Source organism: Nocardia asteroides (genome assembly GCA_019930625.1).
In the GTDB taxonomy this organism is placed as follows: Bacteria; Actinomycetota; Actinomycetes; order Mycobacteriales; family Mycobacteriaceae; genus Nocardia; species Nocardia sputi.
In genome coordinates, this window is the sequence record CP082844.1 from 6,724,084 (window position 1) to 6,740,324 (window position 16,241).

The 16,241-nt window shown below is 64.2% G+C and carries 13 protein-coding genes; 5 read left to right on the forward strand and 8 right to left on the reverse strand.

Going from position 1 to position 16,241, the window contains the following annotated elements; all coding sequences use genetic code 11:
* Positions 1 to 311: 311 nt before the first annotated feature.
* The 4 genes from K8O92_30315 to K8O92_30330 all read left to right on the forward strand — a co-directional run bounded on the left by K8O92_30315 (position 312) and on the right by K8O92_30330 (position 3,978).
* Positions 312 to 1,232 (forward strand): hypothetical protein, encoded by a 921-nt coding sequence (locus tag K8O92_30315; protein UAK31980.1) that lies wholly within the window; start codon positions 312 to 314, stop codon positions 1,230 to 1,232.
* Positions 1,229 to 1,795 carry a DUF5706 domain-containing protein gene (locus K8O92_30320; protein UAK31981.1) on the forward strand — a complete coding sequence of 189 codons (567 nt, stop codon included), beginning with the start codon at positions 1,229 to 1,231 and terminating at the stop codon, positions 1,793 to 1,795. The genes K8O92_30315 and K8O92_30320 overlap by 4 nt, the downstream gene beginning before the upstream one ends.
* Positions 1,796 to 1,864: 69 nt before the next feature.
* On the forward strand, positions 1,865 to 2,593 hold the full coding sequence (locus K8O92_30325; protein UAK31982.1) for an adenylate/guanylate cyclase domain-containing protein: 729 nt from the start codon (positions 1,865 to 1,867) through the stop codon (positions 2,591 to 2,593).
* A gap of 1,214 nt (positions 2,594 to 3,807) precedes the next feature.
* A complete protein-coding gene (locus K8O92_30330; GenBank protein ID UAK31983.1) occupies positions 3,808 to 3,978 on the forward strand; it encodes a hypothetical protein in 171 nt (56 codons plus the stop codon).
* A 513-nt stretch (positions 3,979 to 4,491) separates the two neighbouring features.
* Here K8O92_30330 and K8O92_30335 read toward each other — a convergent pair.
* From K8O92_30335 to K8O92_30355, 5 genes are all read right to left on the reverse strand, one after another.
* A complete protein-coding gene (locus tag K8O92_30335) occupies positions 4,492 to 6,252 on the reverse strand; it encodes an ATP-dependent helicase (protein UAK31984.1) in 1,761 nt (586 codons plus the stop codon).
* A complete protein-coding gene (locus tag K8O92_30340) occupies positions 6,249 to 8,096 on the reverse strand; it encodes an AAA family ATPase (protein ID UAK31985.1) in 1,848 nt (615 codons plus the stop codon). Before K8O92_30340 ends, K8O92_30335 begins: the two co-directional genes overlap by 4 nt.
* 229 nt (positions 8,097 to 8,325) lie before the next feature.
* Positions 8,326 to 9,470 (reverse strand): IS3 family transposase gene (locus K8O92_30345; protein UAK36028.1). Its coding sequence is split into 2 segments (ribosomal slippage): positions 8,326 to 9,200 and positions 9,200 to 9,470, totalling 1,146 coding nucleotides; the frame shifts between segments, so codons are not numbered across the junction.
* A 4-nt stretch (positions 9,471 to 9,474) separates the two neighbouring features.
* Positions 9,475 to 10,689: an IS110 family transposase gene (locus K8O92_30350; GenBank protein ID UAK31986.1), complete on the reverse strand. Its 1,215-nt coding sequence runs from the start codon at positions 10,687 to 10,689 to the stop codon at positions 9,475 to 9,477.
* 1,013 nt (positions 10,690 to 11,702) lie between these two features.
* Entirely contained in the window at positions 11,703 to 12,548 is an 846-nt protein-coding gene (locus tag K8O92_30355; GenBank protein ID UAK31987.1) for a site-specific integrase, read from the reverse strand.
* On the opposite strand from K8O92_30355, the gene K8O92_30360 reads away from it, so the two are divergent.
* Positions 12,519 to 13,016 (forward strand): ADP-ribosylglycohydrolase family protein, encoded by a 498-nt coding sequence (locus tag K8O92_30360; GenBank protein ID UAK31988.1) that lies wholly within the window; start codon positions 12,519 to 12,521, stop codon positions 13,014 to 13,016. The genes K8O92_30355 and K8O92_30360 overlap by 30 nt on opposite strands.
* A 680-nt stretch (positions 13,017 to 13,696) precedes the next feature.
* Here K8O92_30360 and K8O92_30365 read toward each other — a convergent pair.
* From K8O92_30365 to K8O92_30375, 3 genes are all read right to left on the reverse strand, one after another.
* Positions 13,697 to 14,209 carry a nitroreductase family deazaflavin-dependent oxidoreductase gene (locus tag K8O92_30365; protein ID UAK31989.1) on the reverse strand — a complete coding sequence of 171 codons (513 nt, stop codon included), beginning with the start codon at positions 14,207 to 14,209 and terminating at the stop codon, positions 13,697 to 13,699.
* Between the two features lie 169 nt (positions 14,210 to 14,378).
* The gene (locus K8O92_30370) at positions 14,379 to 14,693 is read right to left on the reverse strand and encodes a hypothetical protein (GenBank protein ID UAK31990.1); all 315 of its coding nucleotides are present in this window, start codon (positions 14,691 to 14,693) and stop codon (positions 14,379 to 14,381) included.
* A gap of 81 nt (positions 14,694 to 14,774) precedes the next feature.
* The gene (locus K8O92_30375; protein UAK31991.1) at positions 14,775 to 16,139 is read right to left on the reverse strand and encodes a hypothetical protein; all 1,365 of its coding nucleotides are present in this window, start codon (positions 16,137 to 16,139) and stop codon (positions 14,775 to 14,777) included.
* Positions 16,140 to 16,241 lie beyond the last annotated feature (102 nt).

Consider the following 16,241-nt stretch of genomic DNA (forward strand, 5'->3'; position numbering starts at 1 on the left):
CACCGCTCGGCTGGAACGCCGGACGCCGCCCGCGACGAGCACGCCGTGGCAGGTGTCTAGCTACCCCTCCCCACACCCCCTCGTCGACGGCCGCCGCGGCACCCCAGTGGCAAGGGTCGCAGGCCCGCGGCAGTACCTCTCAGTCAGAACCTCATCGAGGTGGTCTCGCTGAGGAGGTCCCGGCGGCCGCCGACCATCCACGTTGACGATGCGGAGTCGTCGCCGAGGTATCGGCCGCTGAAATGTCGGAGGGTGGGGAGACGATGTTCAGGCTGACCGTATCCGCCTACTCGAAAGCTGGGCCGCCGACAATGACTGTCGCCCTGGTTGAACTCCTTGACTCGCTCGATGAGCGGGTAAAAACCGAATTGTCCTGCAAGCCTGACGTGGTTGACCGCGGCCACGAGCTGAACGTCGACGCCTTACCGATTCAGGCCCGTCGGTGGCACAAGTCCACCGATGTGGTGGCCGTGTTCGCTGATCTGAAGAACAGCAGCCAGCTCGGCGTCAGCATGCACGCCGCGAGCACTGCGAGCGTGTACGAGGCCGCCGTGGGCGGAGCCGTCGACATCCTGGATAAGTTCGGCGCCAACTACCTCGACATCCAGGGCGATGCCGCCTTCGGCGTCTTCTGGGGTGACATGCGCACCGAACGTGCCCTGTGCGCCGGTATCACGATCAAGACCTTCAGCCCCGCGATGGCCGAGCAGTTCGAGAGCAAATGGCCGACGCAGCCCGATACCGGGTTCCGGGTAGGAATCGCCGCAAGTACGATCCTCGTCAAACGAATCGGTGTCCCCCGGCACCCGAACAAGCAGAAGCCCGTATGGGCTGGCCGGGCCGTCAACTACGCGAGCAAGGCCGGTTCTGCGTGCGACCGCCACGGCCTCGTCGTCACTGGCACGGTCTGGGACCGTATTGAGACCAACGACTATCTCACCGCCACTTGCGACTGCGGGACCCCGAGCGACCGCCTCTGGGAGGACATCACCATCGAGCGCCTCAGAGCTGGTGATGAGGCCGACGCTGCGGGACGGCAACTCACGGCGCCCTGGTGCAGGATCCATGGCGAACAGTTCTGTAGAGCCATCCTGGACGGAAAGAAACGGCGCGCCACTGTTTCCGAGGCTCTGCACGCCTCGATCCTGGCGAGCCAGAGCAGGGACGAGTTCCGCGCTTCCGCCCGCCGCGAGCGGCGGCGGTGGTCGATGAGCGGTGCGGCGGTCCGATGACGATGATCAACCGTCCCCACCACACTCTGCGCCCGACTGTCACTGCGTCAGCGCCGGATCACACAAACGCGATCACCTTCGGTTGGCGAGTACACCAAGCTCAGGAAGCGTGGACCGCGAAGGTTGATGTCAAGGCCAGCATCGTCCTCGCTCTCGACGGCGCGGTACTGGTCTCGATCATCGCCGGCCACAACAAGGATGGTGTGCTCACTGAACTGACCGGCTGGCGCAGCCTCATCGAGGTTCTCGCCGCGATCTCGATACTCGTCGCTCTCGTACTCGCTGGCCTGGTTGTTCGACCGGCGCTCGGCCCCAGCCGCCAGCACCGCGCCCAGCACAGCACCCACATCATCTACTTCGGGCACCTACGGCACTGGGACCCGCCGCAGCTCGCCACGAGATTACGATCGCTGACACCTGACGAAGAGACCGACCAACTGGCCCAGCAGGTCGTCTCGATGAGCCAACGCAACTGGTGGAAACACCGACTCCTTCAATGGGCGCTCTACACCACCGCCCTCGCCGCCCTGCTACTCGCTGTAGCCACGCTGTGGCCGCGCTGACCATTTCGCACGCCCTCGGGTAGGAGTCGTGGGGCTTCCAAGCGTTCGCCGTCGAAGGAAGGTGCTCGTATGGGCTTCAAGGACGACTGCACAGCAGCGGTCGCTGAGATCGCCAAAACGCCGTTCAACCACCGGTACGGCCAAGTGGTGCCGAAGACCGAAGACATTGTCATGCGAGACGGGGCGGTGAGACTCGAAGCGGTCTACCTCTACTCCGACATGGCGGATTCGACGGGACTCGCCCGCCATTTCAGCCCGGATGACGCCGCCCGGATCATCCGGGCGTACCTCAATGCCGTCTCACGCGTGATCCGCTTCCGTAACGGGGCCATCAGGAGCTTCGACGGTGACCGGGTTATGGCGATTTTCGTCGGCGACAACGCAGCCTCCGTCGCGGTCAAGACAGCACTCAACATCACCTGGGTGGTCGAGAAAATCGTTCACGAACAGCTGAAAGACCACATCGACCGGTATTTCGACTGCTACATCGAAGATCGCTGGAGGATCCGGCATCGCACTGGTGTCGACCTCGGGGATGCGTTGATAGTGCGTGCCGGCGTGCGTGACAACAATGACTTGGTTTCTATAGGCGATGCCCCCAACATCGCCGCGAAATTGAGCGACGTGAAGAAGTTTCGAACGACGATCAGCGATCGTGTGTACGACGAGCTCGACTACAACTGCAAGTACGGCGGCAAGGACGACGTCGACATGTGGACGGGCCCCCTTGTCGCCGATGTTGGTAGCGGAAGGACCGAAGTCGTACACGGGTCCAACTGGAAGTGGGGCCTGTCCTGATCCTGCATCTCCCGATGCGGGTGGGCCGGTTCAGTCCGGCCGTGTGACGGAGCCCTTCCAGGGATCGAGCATCCATATCTGCTGGGGGTGCTCGGTACCGCTGAGGATCATCCATGGGATTGGGCTCTGCGGGTGCCACAGTCACTCATCGACGACGCCAGCGCGTCGGTAGTCGCGGTGTCGATCGCCCCAGTCGGCATCGGTCAGTCGATAGCTCTGCACCTCGAGCACAACCTCGCTGCCGTCAGCGAACACGACACGGACATCGCAGCGTCGCTTACGGTTCGGCAGCCACACCTCGCTGCGACGTCGACGACATCCGGTTGTATTCGAGCCCACGTCGCGACAGCTTCCTTGCTAGAAAGGTGCCACTCCGACTCCGGCTCATGCTCTCCCTCCGGCGGGCCCCTGGCCCGATGGATGCGCGAAATGGGGTCGCCGAACCCCGCCGATGGGGCCTTTCACCACCAGCGGCACTTCGGTACCCGGCGCAGCGTCGATGCCCGCATAGCACAGCGCACACACCAAAGTCCGGTCGCCGCGGTAGCTCCTCGCCCGCAGCTCGTCCATACGCGGATCGGCGGGATCCGTTGGCGCATAGTCGTACTGCTGGCGAACGAGGTCCAACGCGACTGTGAGTTTGTTCGAGGTACCCACCTCAGAACACCCCTCTTCTCGAATGGGCGGTGGCCTTCCAGCAGCGGCAGCTGCAGGAAGCCTTGGCAAGGCCGCGCTAGTCGAAGTGGGATGTGTTTAGAAGTCCGGCTCGAAGTCGAGTCTGAGCGCATGTGATGCGGTAGCAGTAAATGTCAGTCACGTTGGCGCGCCGAAAAGTTCGAGATGCACCAGTTTCAACAACTTTTGATTGCGGCCTGTCTCGATCGTACGACGGCCTGGCCGCGATGTCACGACGATCTCGGCGAGCATGGATGCACAACCCAGCACTCTCGCCAGCCCGCTGGTGTCAGCAGGACGCTACCGGCCCCAACGGGTGCGGGAAGTTGGTCGCCCGGTCCTATGCCGAGCCGTCGCGGTGCGCGAAGGCCCACAGCTGTGTCACCGCTAGCTCGACGTCGGTCATCGAGCCTGCGGTAACGCGGTCAGCAGTCGGTGCGCCAGCCGCGTCGGTTCATGCGTTCGAAGTAGGCGTCATCAGCGGCTTGGATCTCTGCATCGGTGGCCTGGCGAGGTTCAGGTTTCGGCGTAGAATCCGCTTGGGCGAACAGCAGTCGCAACGGCTGCTGGGGACGCAGGTCCGCGCGCTGGACGATCTGTTCGGCCTTCGCTTTCGCGTCGGGGCGGGCGCGGCGATGGCAGTCGAGAGGGCGGTGGTGAGCTGGGTGTTGTTCCAGCGCATGGCGCCGGGGCGATCTGCAGGTTGGTGATGTCACCGGCAGCGTTGACTTCGACGCTGACACCGCGGACTTCACCGCGGCCCCGCACCGCCGCGACGGCGTTGGACAGTCGCTGGCTGTTGCGGCGGATCTCGGCGAGGTTGTGCTGGAGCTGTTGCTCCCAGGCGGTCAGATCGGTCATCGACGGCCCGGCTTCTTGGCGATCTGCTTTGACCGGTCCCCGATGACGGGACCACCTGATCTCATTCACTGGGGACGGGCCACCTAGATTGCGGGCCGAGTCCTCGCGGGTGCCCGGGTTCCATCTGCGGACGGTGGCCGACGTGCCGCTGGATGGACGACCTGTGGGTCGTACGAGTGCGTGTCCGGAGGCTGGTGTGCCCAACGACGAATTCCATGAGCACATTCCCGGTGCGTTGGAGCGTTATCCGCAGCGCTGACCGGCCAGGTCCGGTCAGTAGTGCGGGAGCTGGCCGGACGGCCCAGCGTCCGGCTGGTGGCGGCGCTGCGGCCGCGGTTGTCAGGCTTCCTGACGGCAAACCTCTAGCGGTCGGAATGCGGCGCGGGTGGCGGCCGACCGCCCGGCGGTACTGGGGGTGTCAAGGCTAGTGCGCCGCTTGGCCGGACGAGGATGACGAGGTGGCGGGCGCGGGTGATGGCCACCCGCAGCAGCCTACGGTCGGCCTGCTGCTGCTTCGACGCCGGGTCCGGGTCAAGGAGCGGCATATCGTAGCGACCTTCGACGATGACGACAGCGTCGAACTCCTTGCCTTTGGACTTATGCATCGTCATAACGTGCACGGGCGCGTCACTCGGTTGTTGCACATCGATGGCTTCGGTCGCCAGCGCCGTCCGTATGACGTCGACGGCCCCGAGATACCCAAATGTGCCGTCCCACGTGTCCGATAGCGCCCACGCTACGGAGTCGGTCGCGTCGAGGAGTCGGACTAGCCGGGCCTTGGTGGCGACCTCAACGAGTTCAGAACTGCCGCGCAGGGTGGTTCGTGCGATTTGCCAGTCTGTGATCGATCGACCGGTGAACGATGGTGCGACCTCGGCTGCTTGGAGTAGCACTTTCGCGGTCTTCGAGGCGGGCCTCCTTCCGCTCCGGATGGCATCGATGGCGCGTTCGAGAGTCGCGATGACGCCCCGCGCGCCGACTGTGCCAAGGCCGACCTTGACGAGGTAGTAGTCGGCGAGGCTCTGGAGTGTGCTGATCGCGGCATCCTTGGCAGACCGCCTCGGCCACTCAAGGATGCTGCCGACGACGAGGGCAGAAGCGGCCGCCAACTCTGGATCCCAGTACAGGATGTGATCAATGGGGACCAGGTGCTCGCCTTGGAAAGCCGCTTCCTCGGACAGGGAAGTAGAGATCCTGCCCGCGAACGCGTTCACTCGTGTGAGAACCGCCAGTGTGGGCGGGGCCGACAGCTGTTCGCCGAGCCAACTCAGCGCGCGCTGGACAACCCAATGGGTCACCTGTTCCGGTTTGTCGTATTTGTACCCGATGAAGCGGACGTTGGTGGGTTTCGCGGTCGGGGTGTTGCGTAGGGCCGCGTTGGCGTACTCAAGAATTCCGGACGCGGGACTGCGGTGGTTGTCCGACGACAGGTCGAACGTCTCCGGCTCAAGCGCCTTCTTCGCCTCTTCTAGGCGATTCTCATCGACTCCGTCGATGTGGTCGAAGATCCGTTGGTCTGGGTCGGCGAGGCAGATGATCGTGCTTTGTTTGCTCAGCGCGCGAACCACACGCCACTGGTCGGTGTTGGTGTCTTGGAACTCATCGACGACAACCACCGGGTAGCGAGTGCTGTACAACTCGCGCAGATCTGCGCTGCGCTCGAAGAGCTCGGCCACGGTCGGCGCGAGTGTGTCGAATACGTACAGCGACTCGTCGGCCGCGAGGCGCCGCTTCTCGACTGCCCATGCGTCCGCGTCTCCATCGAAGTCCGCGCGTCGCTGTGCTTCTCGTTCCGGGGTGATGAATCGTGCTTGTGCGCCGGTTATAAGGCGTCCGTGACTGCGCACGAGGTCGAGAAAGAACGAGTGGAATGTTCTTACTGAGAGGGTCGACCGTTGCTCGCGGTTCAGGGTGCTCTGCATTCGGTCGGATACCTGTCGGACGGCGGCCCGGGAGAAACTGAGGAACAGGATGCGCTGCTCGGCCTGAAGTTCTGTGCTGCTCCTGGCCGCCTTGAGTAGCGCGATGGTCGTCTTGCCGCATCCAGGTCCGCCCTCGATCACGATGTGGCCGGGAGCTGCGAGAATGGCCTTTCGCCGCTCGTCGAGTTCGACCTTTTTCACTGTGGGACCGGGTCGGCCCCGGCAACCTGCTCGTCATTCGGGGCGTCGGACGCCGCAGTGGCTTTTACGCTCGCGGCGATGTCTTCGTCGATGGCGCGCAGGAAGTCGACGTAGGTCTTGGGAAGCTCGCTGGCGTCGCCCGCCTCGGCGACCAGCAGTGCAGCGTAGCCGTAGTACGCGCCCTTGCGGGCAAGCAGAACCTTCTCCGCCAGCTCTTCGACAGCCTGGTCATCGGAGTCTGGGGCGAGGTAGCCGCATTCCGTTGGGTAGTCCGGCAGAGATGCAACCGTGGCGAGGAAGGCACGCTTGGGTCGGATCGGCATCTCGTCCATGAGCAGCTTCTCAATGCTTTTATGGGGTATCGGCAAGTAGATGTCGAACGCTTCGGCTTGCTGCGCGGCATCGGCTGGGAAGGGGCTGTTGGGGGTGTCGTGGAGGCCGTAGCAACGCTTGCCAAGTGCCTTGAAAACGGGACCGAGGGGAGGGACAGAAGCGTCGCTCTTGGCGTTGTAGATGGAGACACCGGCGAGGTCGAGATGGGTGTAGGTCACGGTCGGGTCGGCCTCCATGACGTCGGCGACTGCGGGTATGACAGAAGCCTCAGTTCCGCCTTCGACTACGAGGACTCCTCGACCGAGGATGGCTTCGGCGAACTGGCGGCGTTCCTCGCGCACCTTCTTCGGCTTCATCAAGACGCCGAGGTCGAACGGGTCGCTCGTGAGAACACCTTCATCCGTCCGCGACAGCATCAGGACGCTTTCCGGCGCGAATCGCTCGATGACGTACGGCGAATGGGAGGTAACGATGGCCTGCCCCATGCGGCTACGCACGAAGTCGACGAGGCGACGCTGCGCATGCGGCGGCAGCGCGATCTCCGGCTCCTCCATGGCGAAAATGACCGCGTGGTCACCCTTGAGTTCAGCGATGTAAGTGAGTAGCGCGAAGACCAGCAGGTTCAGCGAGCCGGTGCTGAGGCGGTTGAATGGCACGGCGTGGTGACCCGGCGACGCTGTGACGAACATCCGCAGCGTCTCGCGGATAGACTCACGTGTCAGGTCTGACGGGTGAACATGCACTCCACGGTCGTCGAGTGCCATGAACTTGCCAACGCGGGTTTGTATCTCGTTCAGGACGGCGTCAAGCTTGGACTTTTCGCGCAGGTCGAGGTCGGCAAGGGCGGTGCGGGCGCGTTCCCAGAGATCTCCGGTGGCCTGATCCTCAAGGCGAACGATTGTGTCGAGCAACGAGCCCCGCTGGAAGCTCATGGCCCGGGTGCCGGTGCGGTTGGTTCGCAGGTATAAGTACCCACAGTAGCGCTTGTCATCGCGTCCGAAGACGCGGCGACCTTCGCCGAGTTCGGTGGATCCGGTCGACAGGTCGTCGATGACTGGAGCGGGGTGGGCGAAGAAGGTGTTGCCCTCGAAGTCATCCTCGTTCGAGTCGAACCGCCCCAAAAATACAAGCGGAAGGCACCAAGGGTGCTCGTCGGCGGTCTCGACAGCGTTGGGGTTCTGGTCGGCGAAGTCACGCTCGCCGACCGACCACTTCCGGATGAAGTTGCCGAACCTGGTCAACGCGGTGTCGCTGAGATCGACGAGGACTACCTCGATCTCGACCTGAGGAGTCGACTCACCGCACGGCTGGTAGTTAGCGCCGAAAAAATCGTACTCATCGATAACGGGGCGCCGGAACATACGCTCAGGACCTAGGACGAGATCAAGCGCCTCGCAGACCGTCGACTTGCCCACACTGTTGCCGCCGACGAGTAGCGCGTTTCCGTTGAAGTCAACGCGTCCCTCGGAGATGCCTCGGAAGTTCTTGATCTGGACCCGACTGACGCGCATGTTGTACCCCCTTGGATGAACTCGTAGACCTTACCGATGATCGCCCACGACAGTGTCACAGACTGCTCGCCTGATGCACGCTTCTTTGATGTGAACGGCCGGTAGGATTTTGGGGGGCACCGCCTTCACGTTCTTCCTGTTCAGCTAGCTCTCCGCCAGCGCCTCTCCATGTGGCCAGTCCCCGATAACGCGACCACCCGGAAGTAGAGCCCGGGTTGTTTCGTCGGTTTCAGTTGATCCCACAGCCCACCGGATGGTGGGTGTGGGTGCAGGCCGCAGCGTACTCGGCCGGTGTCCGGTAGCCCAGGGCTGAATGCCGGTGCCGCAGGTTGTGCTCGGTTTTGAAATCACCGATGACCACGCGGGCCTCGAGCAGGGAGGTCCAGTGGTTGCGGTTGAGGCACTCGGTGCGCAACCGGCGGTTGAACGACTCGATGTAGCCGTTGTTCCACGGCGTGCCGGGCGGGATGTAGGTGATCCCGATCCTGTTGGCGCAAAAGCGTTGCAGTGCTGTGGATATCATTTCCGGGCCGTTGTCGCACCGCAGCACCTTCGGGACGCCCCGGGTGGTGAACACCCGGGCGAGTTCGGCGACGAGTTTCTCGCCGGTGATGGAGCGTTCCACCAGATGCAGCAGCGACTCCCGGGTGTGTTCATCGACCATCGACGCGATCTTCACCGCCCGCCCATCGACAGTGGAGTCGAACTGGAAATCCAACGCCCACACCGTCTTCGGTGCATCCGCGGCGACCGCCGGCACCGACGAGGAGCCGAGGCGTTTGCGTCGGTGATGCGCCTGCACCTGCAGGCCCTCCTGCTTCCACAACCGATGCACCCGTTTGCGGTTGACCCGATGGCCCTCGTCGAACCGCAACGCCGCCCACGCCCGACGGAACCCATGACAAGGGTTCTTCCTGGCGTATTCGCGCAGCCAGGCCCTGGCGCCGGCGTCGGGATCGCCCGGGGTCTGGTCGAGCGGCAGCCGCCGGAACGTGGACCGATGCACCCCGACGACCTTGCAAGCCAACCGCTCCGACATGCCCTTGACCTGCAAAAGCATGCCCACCGCCCGCCGCTTGGCCGCCGGGCCTAGAAGTTTCCCCGAGCGATCTCCCGCAACGCGTCCTTCTCCAGCTCGGCATCGGCCAGCAACCGCTCGAGCCGGGCGTTCTGCTCCCGCAACTCCTTGAGCTCTTTGGCGGCGTCGGTGTCCATTCCGCCGTACTGGCGCCGCCAGTTATACAACGTGGCCGCAGAGATCCCCAGCTCAGCGGCGATCTCCTCGCCCGAAGCCCCGGCAGCAGCCAACTCGTCGGCACGGCGCAGCTTCCGCACGATCTCTTCCGCGGAATGCCGCTTACGACTCTCAATGATCTTGTCAAGCCGCAGCAGCGACGGGATTCGGTGAATCGAGCACGAATTCTCGTCCGTCGCGTAGCAATGCCCACAGCACGTCGACCAGGCGGCGGGCCAGCGCCATCAGTGCTTGGGGGTGGATCCGTCGTTCGGCGCGCTTTCGGTCGTAGAACTGCCGTGACGGGCCGTTTTCCACGCGCAGGCTTGATAACGCTGCGAGGTAGAACACGCGGCGCATGCGGCGGTTGTAACGCGTCGGGCGCCGCAGATTCCCGCTGACGCGACCGGAGTCACGCGGTACCGGGACCAGACCGGCATAACTGGCCAAACGCCCGGCGGAGCCGAATGTTGCCAGGCTGCCGCCGGTTTCGACGAGGAAATCGGCACCGAGGCCGGCACCCATTCCGGGCAGGGACTCGATGATCCGCGCCCACGGGTGAGCGCGAAACCGCTTCGCGATCAGCTTGTCGGTGTCCTTGATCTCCCGATCCAGATCGAGCAGCTTACCGGCGATGCGCTTGACCAGCACGGCCGCGTCTGCCTCGCCCGGCACTGCGATATCCTGCACGTTCGCGACGGCCACGGCAGTCGAAGCCAGCTTGGAAACCCTCGAGGGCCGCACGCCATTCTGACTCAAATGAGTTGTGACACCGTCAATTCCGGCGGCCATGATCTCGGACGGGGTGCACAACGCCGACACCAGAATCAGCGGGCCGCGGTTGGAATAGTCGAACGCAGCCTCAAGCACCGGAAAGATCGATCCCAACACCGCACGCAGACGGTTGACCCCTGCGACCCAGTCCGACATCAGATCTGCCCGATATCGCGTCAGCTGGGTCAGCCCGGCCACAAGCTCTTCGGGCATCGCGACCTCGGCCAAATCCCTACGCATGCGGGCGGTCTCGGCGATCACCCGTGCATCCCTGGCATCGGTCTTTCCCTCGCCGCGGAACCCGCGACTCATGGCGTTCACGACGCTACCCGGCACATAAACAACTGCCTGACCAGCGTTCAGCAACACGGTGAGCAGCATCAATGACAACGGGCCGGTCAAGTCGACCGCCCACCGCACGCTTCGTGCGGCGCTGCCCGAACGGGCAACCAACTGTTCGATCGCGCGTTGGTCGTTGCCGAATCTCTGACTGAACACCACCTCACCAGCGGCGTCGACCGCACACGCATGATGCGATCGCTTGCCGACATCGATCCCGACCCAGATCTCCGGGCGCTCGGCCACTCATCCACTCCCGTCGTCGCAATCCACGCCCATGGACACCCCGCCGGCAGGTCCCTAAACAGCGACGATCCGCAACAGCTCTCAATCAGCGGCCGGAGAGTCCAGGGCGGCAGGGCGGCAAGTCGCAAGAAGCCACAACGACAACATCCAGCACATCAGCCACACCCCACCGGCCCAGGCATCCGAAGACCGGCTCCGGACCCCTATCAACTTAGGGTCCTGCCATGGTTCTCAGTGTCCCTTCTGGCCCCTCACCAGGGCCAACAGGACTCTAAATCCGGGCGGTCTCATTCACCGGGGACAGGCCACATGCAGCGTTCGACAGGAGGCCAGGTGCATAAGAAACGTCTTCTGCGCCAGCGGCTCCGTCCCGAGCTCGTCATCGAAATGTGCATCGACACTCGGGGAGAGTTCGCTCTGGTCACACCGGAGCATGAGAATGGCGCGAAGAAGGGCCACAGCGTCGGCCAGGACGCGCTGCCTCGGGCACGACAGGGTGTTCCTGGGAATCCACCAGAGCCTGTCGGCGGAACGTGATTGGCGTTCCGTTGACAGAGCCGAGATCAGCACCGCCTCCTGCTAGTTGAGCCTGCCGAGGAGCAATTCGAGGAGGGAGCCGATCTGTATTTGCCAAGACAGCGCACTGACTAGCGGCACCAGGTGACAGGAGTCAGAAGGCACCGCCTCACAGCGGAGACTTCTCTTACAGGTCAGGCACGGTCACCGTGCGTTTTAGGCTGCGTGCCGCGACCAGACTCCCCATCTGGACTCGAACCAGGAACCTGCCGTTTGGCATTCGGCTGGCCGTCGAAAGCTGGGGCCAATCTGGGGCCACACGCTATGCGCGGCCGAGAACGACCAGCACGTTTGGAATGTTGCCGCATGCTCGAATACCGGGTTTGACGTGTGCAAATGACATTAGCCCAGAGCTGGGGGTCAAGTGGTCGCAGGTTCAAATCCTGTCAGCCCGACAGACGAGAAAGCCCCTCTGACCAGCGTCGGAGGGGCTTTCTTCATTCGCCGACCACCCGCAGAGCGGGACCAGAACGGGACCGCAAGTGCTCGGAGAGCTTGTCACCGGCTCCGGTGATCTCTCGACGGTCCGAGTGGAGGTACCGCTCTGTGGTCCGGCTGTCGGCATGTCCGGCGATTTTCTGGAGCACGTGCAGGCTCACCCCGGCATCGGCCATCCACGTCAGTCCGGTGTGCCGGAGATCGTGCCGCCGAAGGTGCTCGTAGCCGAGCTTGATCACGACCTCATCCCAATGGGTGGCATCCCGCAGCACGCCGGTAGCGATCCGTCCCCCACGCGGGCCGCGGAACAGCCGGGCATCGGGATTGTCGGTGCCAACGATCGCGATGCGCTGAGTAACCAATTGCCGAACTTCTTCGATCAGCGGAACGTAGCGCGCCCGGTTGCCCTTGGTGCCCTTGTCCTCCATGCCGCCAGGAGAGGCAATCTCCCTTCCCGACAGTGGCGGTGGACCGACGACACCGAAATGGCCTGCACCGTGGTTACCGAGCTCTCCAGTCACGGTGGGATCGACCAGGATCGGCTTGCCGCCGCCTTCGCGCGACGGTTCGACCCGAGCCGTGACTACGGCTTCCTGGCGGTCGACACATTGCGGCGAATCCGGGACGGCGCGCACTGGCAGCACGCGGCCGGAGCCGTGTTCGATCACCAGGGTTCCTGTGGCAACGGTGCGGCCATGCGGGTCGCCCCGCTGGGCGCCTTCTACGCCGGTGATCCGGAAAGAGCTGCCGCCGAAGCGGTCCGGTCGGCACAGGTGACGCATATGCATCCCGAAGGCGTCCTCGGCGCAGTCGCGGTGGCGCTCGCCGCCGGTCAGGCCGCTCATGCCCGCCTGCTCGGAAGTCGGCCCACACCAGCGGAATTCATCACCGCCGTCCTCGACCGCCTCGACGACGGTGACACCAACCGACTGATCCGCCGTGCGCGCACCCTGCTCGGCGCCTCCCCGCAGGAAGCCGCGGACGAACTCGGCAACGGATCGCTGGTCACCGCGCAGAACACGGTGCCGTTCACGATGTGGGTCGCGGCAACGCATCTGGATGACTACCCGGCCGCGATCACCACATGTATCGCGGCAGACGGAGATATCGACACCACCAGCGCCATCGTCGGCGGGATCGTCGCCGCCTACACCGGCACCGGCCCTCGCCCCGATCCGATCACCGGGGTGCCACAAACCTGGCTCGCCGCACGAGAACCGTTGCCCGGCTGGTTCAACCCGATCCGCCGAACACGACGGCGCAAAAATTCTGCATCCGGCCGCGTTCGAAGATGGCTATCCAGCGCGTCGTGAGAACAACCAACGGTCGATCTCGTTGGTCGTCGGAAATTCAAGGATGTATGCGGCCGTCCGGCCACCCGTTGATCATGCCTGGCCGGATACACGGAATGCTTGGTTGGAGTGGAATCGTGGTTTCGGTGACGTCGACCGCATCGGGACCCTGGTACGTTCGACGTTGGGCGAGGACCGATTCCAGGCGGAGTACGCGCAGGGGATGTAAGCGAATCGCCAGTCCGACTGCCGAGATTTGCAGGACTGCGGTGGATCTCCGCCCGGGCTGCGCAGCTGGGCGTGGCCGATCGGAACGTCGTCGACTCCGCAGTCCCCAGCACCCCACCGCCGCGGTCCTCGAGCTGCTCCGTGACTGGCCTAGAACGACTCAGGCCCACCAACTACTGTGCCGTGGCCGCCCTGGTGGCGAGATAAGTGGCAACGAGCCGTCAAGTGGGTCGGGTTGGGTGCGATGAACAGCGAGTCGGCGGCCAGATTGCCGATCACGTGCCAGGTCGGATACGGTTGCCCGTCGACAAGAAGGCGACGGGTGCCGGGCTGAGCCCGTAGGTGTCAACTCCGGCCTAACCGTGACCCATCTCTTCCGGCTCAACCGTGACCCACCCGAGCCCGACGGCGTCCGGTAATGCCGATTATGTGATGTTGTCGAGGCGCCGCGGCTGAGAGATCCCAGGGAGCGCTCAGCCCTCGCCGCCGAGGGTGAGCACGACCAGCGGCATGGGGCGGTCGACCTTGGACTGGAAGTCCGCCAGCAGTGGGTTGTTGGCCAGCACCCAGGCCACGAACTCGTCATAGTCCGCGCCTTCGAGCACCTTGCCGATCCCCTGGTAGGTCTTGCCCCGGAGCTCGATGGTGACCCGAGGATTCGCCTTGATGTTGTACCACCACGCCGGGTACTTGCCTTCCATGAACGAGCTCACGTACATGGTGTCGTCCCGGTACTGGGGCCCCAGCGGAGTCGTGTGCCGCTTGCCACTCTTGGCTCCCGTCGTGGTGAGCAGAATGAGGTCCACGCCCGCGTAAGCACCGCCCACCTTGCCCGAGTTCTCCCTGAACTCGTTGATCACATCATCGTTCCAGTTGGCGATGCTGCCCTCCTGGTCCCCCGCCTGGTTCCACGGCGCGTTCGGATCGTTGTAGTCGGTGATATCGGCCAGATCCAGCTGTCCTGCAGTCGATTCGGTTTCACTCATGATTCGATTGTGTCGCGGAGATAGGACAGTTAAGGTCCTAACTCGATCAAAGATTGTGACGCCTTCGCTCGCGATGGCGAAGGCGCATCTCACCCTCGGCACAGATTCACCATCAGCGGGTTTTGGCCGGTGAGATGGCGTGATCACAAGAGCTGCCGTTGTCGGCTGGTCAGCGCGTCAGCCACCCGGCGAAGCATCGGGTCAGGAAGGGCATGATCACCCACACCATGGCCGCCACCGCGCCCGGCATGATGCAGGCCAGCCGTAGCGGTGCCGGGAAAGGTTGCAGCAGTGGAGCGGTGGTCGTGACCAAGCCGGTGAGCATTGGGTAGAGACCGATCATGGTCAGTAGCCAGAACTTCCATTTCGCCGGATGGGCGTCGGCATCGCCCGTGCCGACCGCAGCAGCATTATCGGTGGCTGCCTGCGACCGGTCGTGTGCCGCCGACACCTCGCTGTGCGTGCGTTCCTTCGTATCGAGCACTTGATTCTCCTCGGCTCTTGCGTTATCCGTTGTCATTGAGCAGACGAAGCGGCTAGCGCGACTGTGACATCGGTGAGCCTGCTACGTGTCGTTGCGCCAGTCCCGGTCCATGAGGTGGTGCACCCAGGCCGCCCGATCGAGCAGGGCCACATCGTCGCCAGCCGGCCGGGAAAGCAGAATCCCGGTGCGAGGGCCTTGCCGTGATGCGGGCACCGGCAGGGTGATCCCGCAACTGCCCAGGTAGCTGAGCACCATGGTGGTGCGCAGAACAGTGGCATTGGCGGCGTCGTATCGAGCCGGGTCGGCCTGGAGGTCGGCGATGCGGGGCGGTGGTTGCCGCACGGTGGGACATAACAACATCGCGTCCCCGAGTTCGGCGGCGAAGGCCGCACGCAACCCGGGCATCGCGGTATAGACAGGGGCGACGGAGGACGATGTGCACGCGTTGCTTCCGAGCCTGCGGCGGGTGGCGGGTTCGATCGGTGCGGTGGAATCGAGCCGATGTCCGTGCAGGCCGAAGGCTTCGGCGCCGACGATCGTCCCGTGAGTGTCCATCAGCCGCTGGGCCGCCACAAGCGACGGCAATTCGCGGACCTCGACCTCGGCGCCCGCGGCACGAAGTGCGGTGACAACGGCGTCGAAGTCGGAGTCGATCTCACCGTTGGCGTCCTCCGACCATTCCCCCGCCGGCACCACGAATCGCAGGGGGAGCGTGCGCTGGTTCGGCTCGGCGGGGCGGAGTACCCGCTCCATCATGACCAGGTCTTCGACAGTGGTGGCGAAGAAGCCGACGCTGTCGAGCGTCGCGGACAGGGGCGCGAAATCGTGCGGGCCGTACCTGCCCGGACTGGCCCGGTAGCCGACGATGCCGCACAGCGCCGCGGGCACCCGCACAGATCCGGAGGTATCGGTACCCACCGCAAGGGGAACGATGCCGCGAGCGACCGCGACCGCCGACCCGGACGAGGATCCGCCCGGGATCAGCGCCGGGTCGAGTGGATTGGCGGGCGTGCCGAAGCAAAGGTTCATTCCGAGGCCGGAGAAGGCGAACTCGCTGAGATTGGTCTTGCCGACTGTGACCAGTCCGCTGTTGTGCGCCCGCCGCACGAGATGGCTGTCCATCGCGGCTGGTTCGTCGTGGAGGTGGCTTGCCGAGCCGCAGGTGGTGACGGTGCCCTGGACGTCGAAGAGGTCCTTCCACACGACGGGGACGCCGTCGAGGCGGCTGCGCAGAGCGCCGCGCACCGCGCGACGATCGCTGGCCTGGGCTTGGTAGTGGGCGCGTTCGGCGGTGAGGGTGATCATCACTGCGGCCGCATCGGGTTGCCGCGCACTGTGGATCGCAGTGGCGACCAGGTCAGCCGATGTGGTTTCGCCACGTTCACGGGCCCGCACCATGGCGGCGGCTGTGGTCGCGGCGGGTCTCGCTCGCGGACGGATACGCATGAAACCCACGCTATCCCGCCGCAGCTGTCACTGGAATGTGGAAACATCTATGTCAAAGCTAGAATACTGTGCATACACACATTTACACCGGCGGCTGTAGCT

Bases quoted from the DNA above. Each gene is read 5' to 3' on its own strand.
- K8O92_30375 (UAK31991.1), bottom strand. From the start codon at position 16,139: ATGCGTATCCGTCCGCGAGCGAGACCCGCCGCGACCACAGCCGCCGCC.
- K8O92_30320 (UAK31981.1), top strand. From the start codon at position 1,229: ATGACGATGATCAACCGTCCCCACCACACTCTGCGCCCGACTGTCACT.
- K8O92_30355 (UAK31987.1), bottom strand. From the start codon at position 12,548: ATGAGCGGCCTGACCGGCGGCGAGCGCCACCGCGACTGCGCCGAGGAC.
- K8O92_30315 (UAK31980.1), top strand. From the start codon at position 312: ATGACTGTCGCCCTGGTTGAACTCCTTGACTCGCTCGATGAGCGGGTA.
- K8O92_30340 (UAK31985.1), bottom strand. From the start codon at position 8,096: ATGCGCGTCAGTCGGGTCCAGATCAAGAACTTCCGAGGCATCTCCGAG.
- K8O92_30325 (UAK31982.1), top strand. From the start codon at position 1,865: ATGGGCTTCAAGGACGACTGCACAGCAGCGGTCGCTGAGATCGCCAAA.
- K8O92_30365 (UAK31989.1), bottom strand. From the start codon at position 14,209: ATGAGTGAAACCGAATCGACTGCAGGACAGCTGGATCTGGCCGATATC.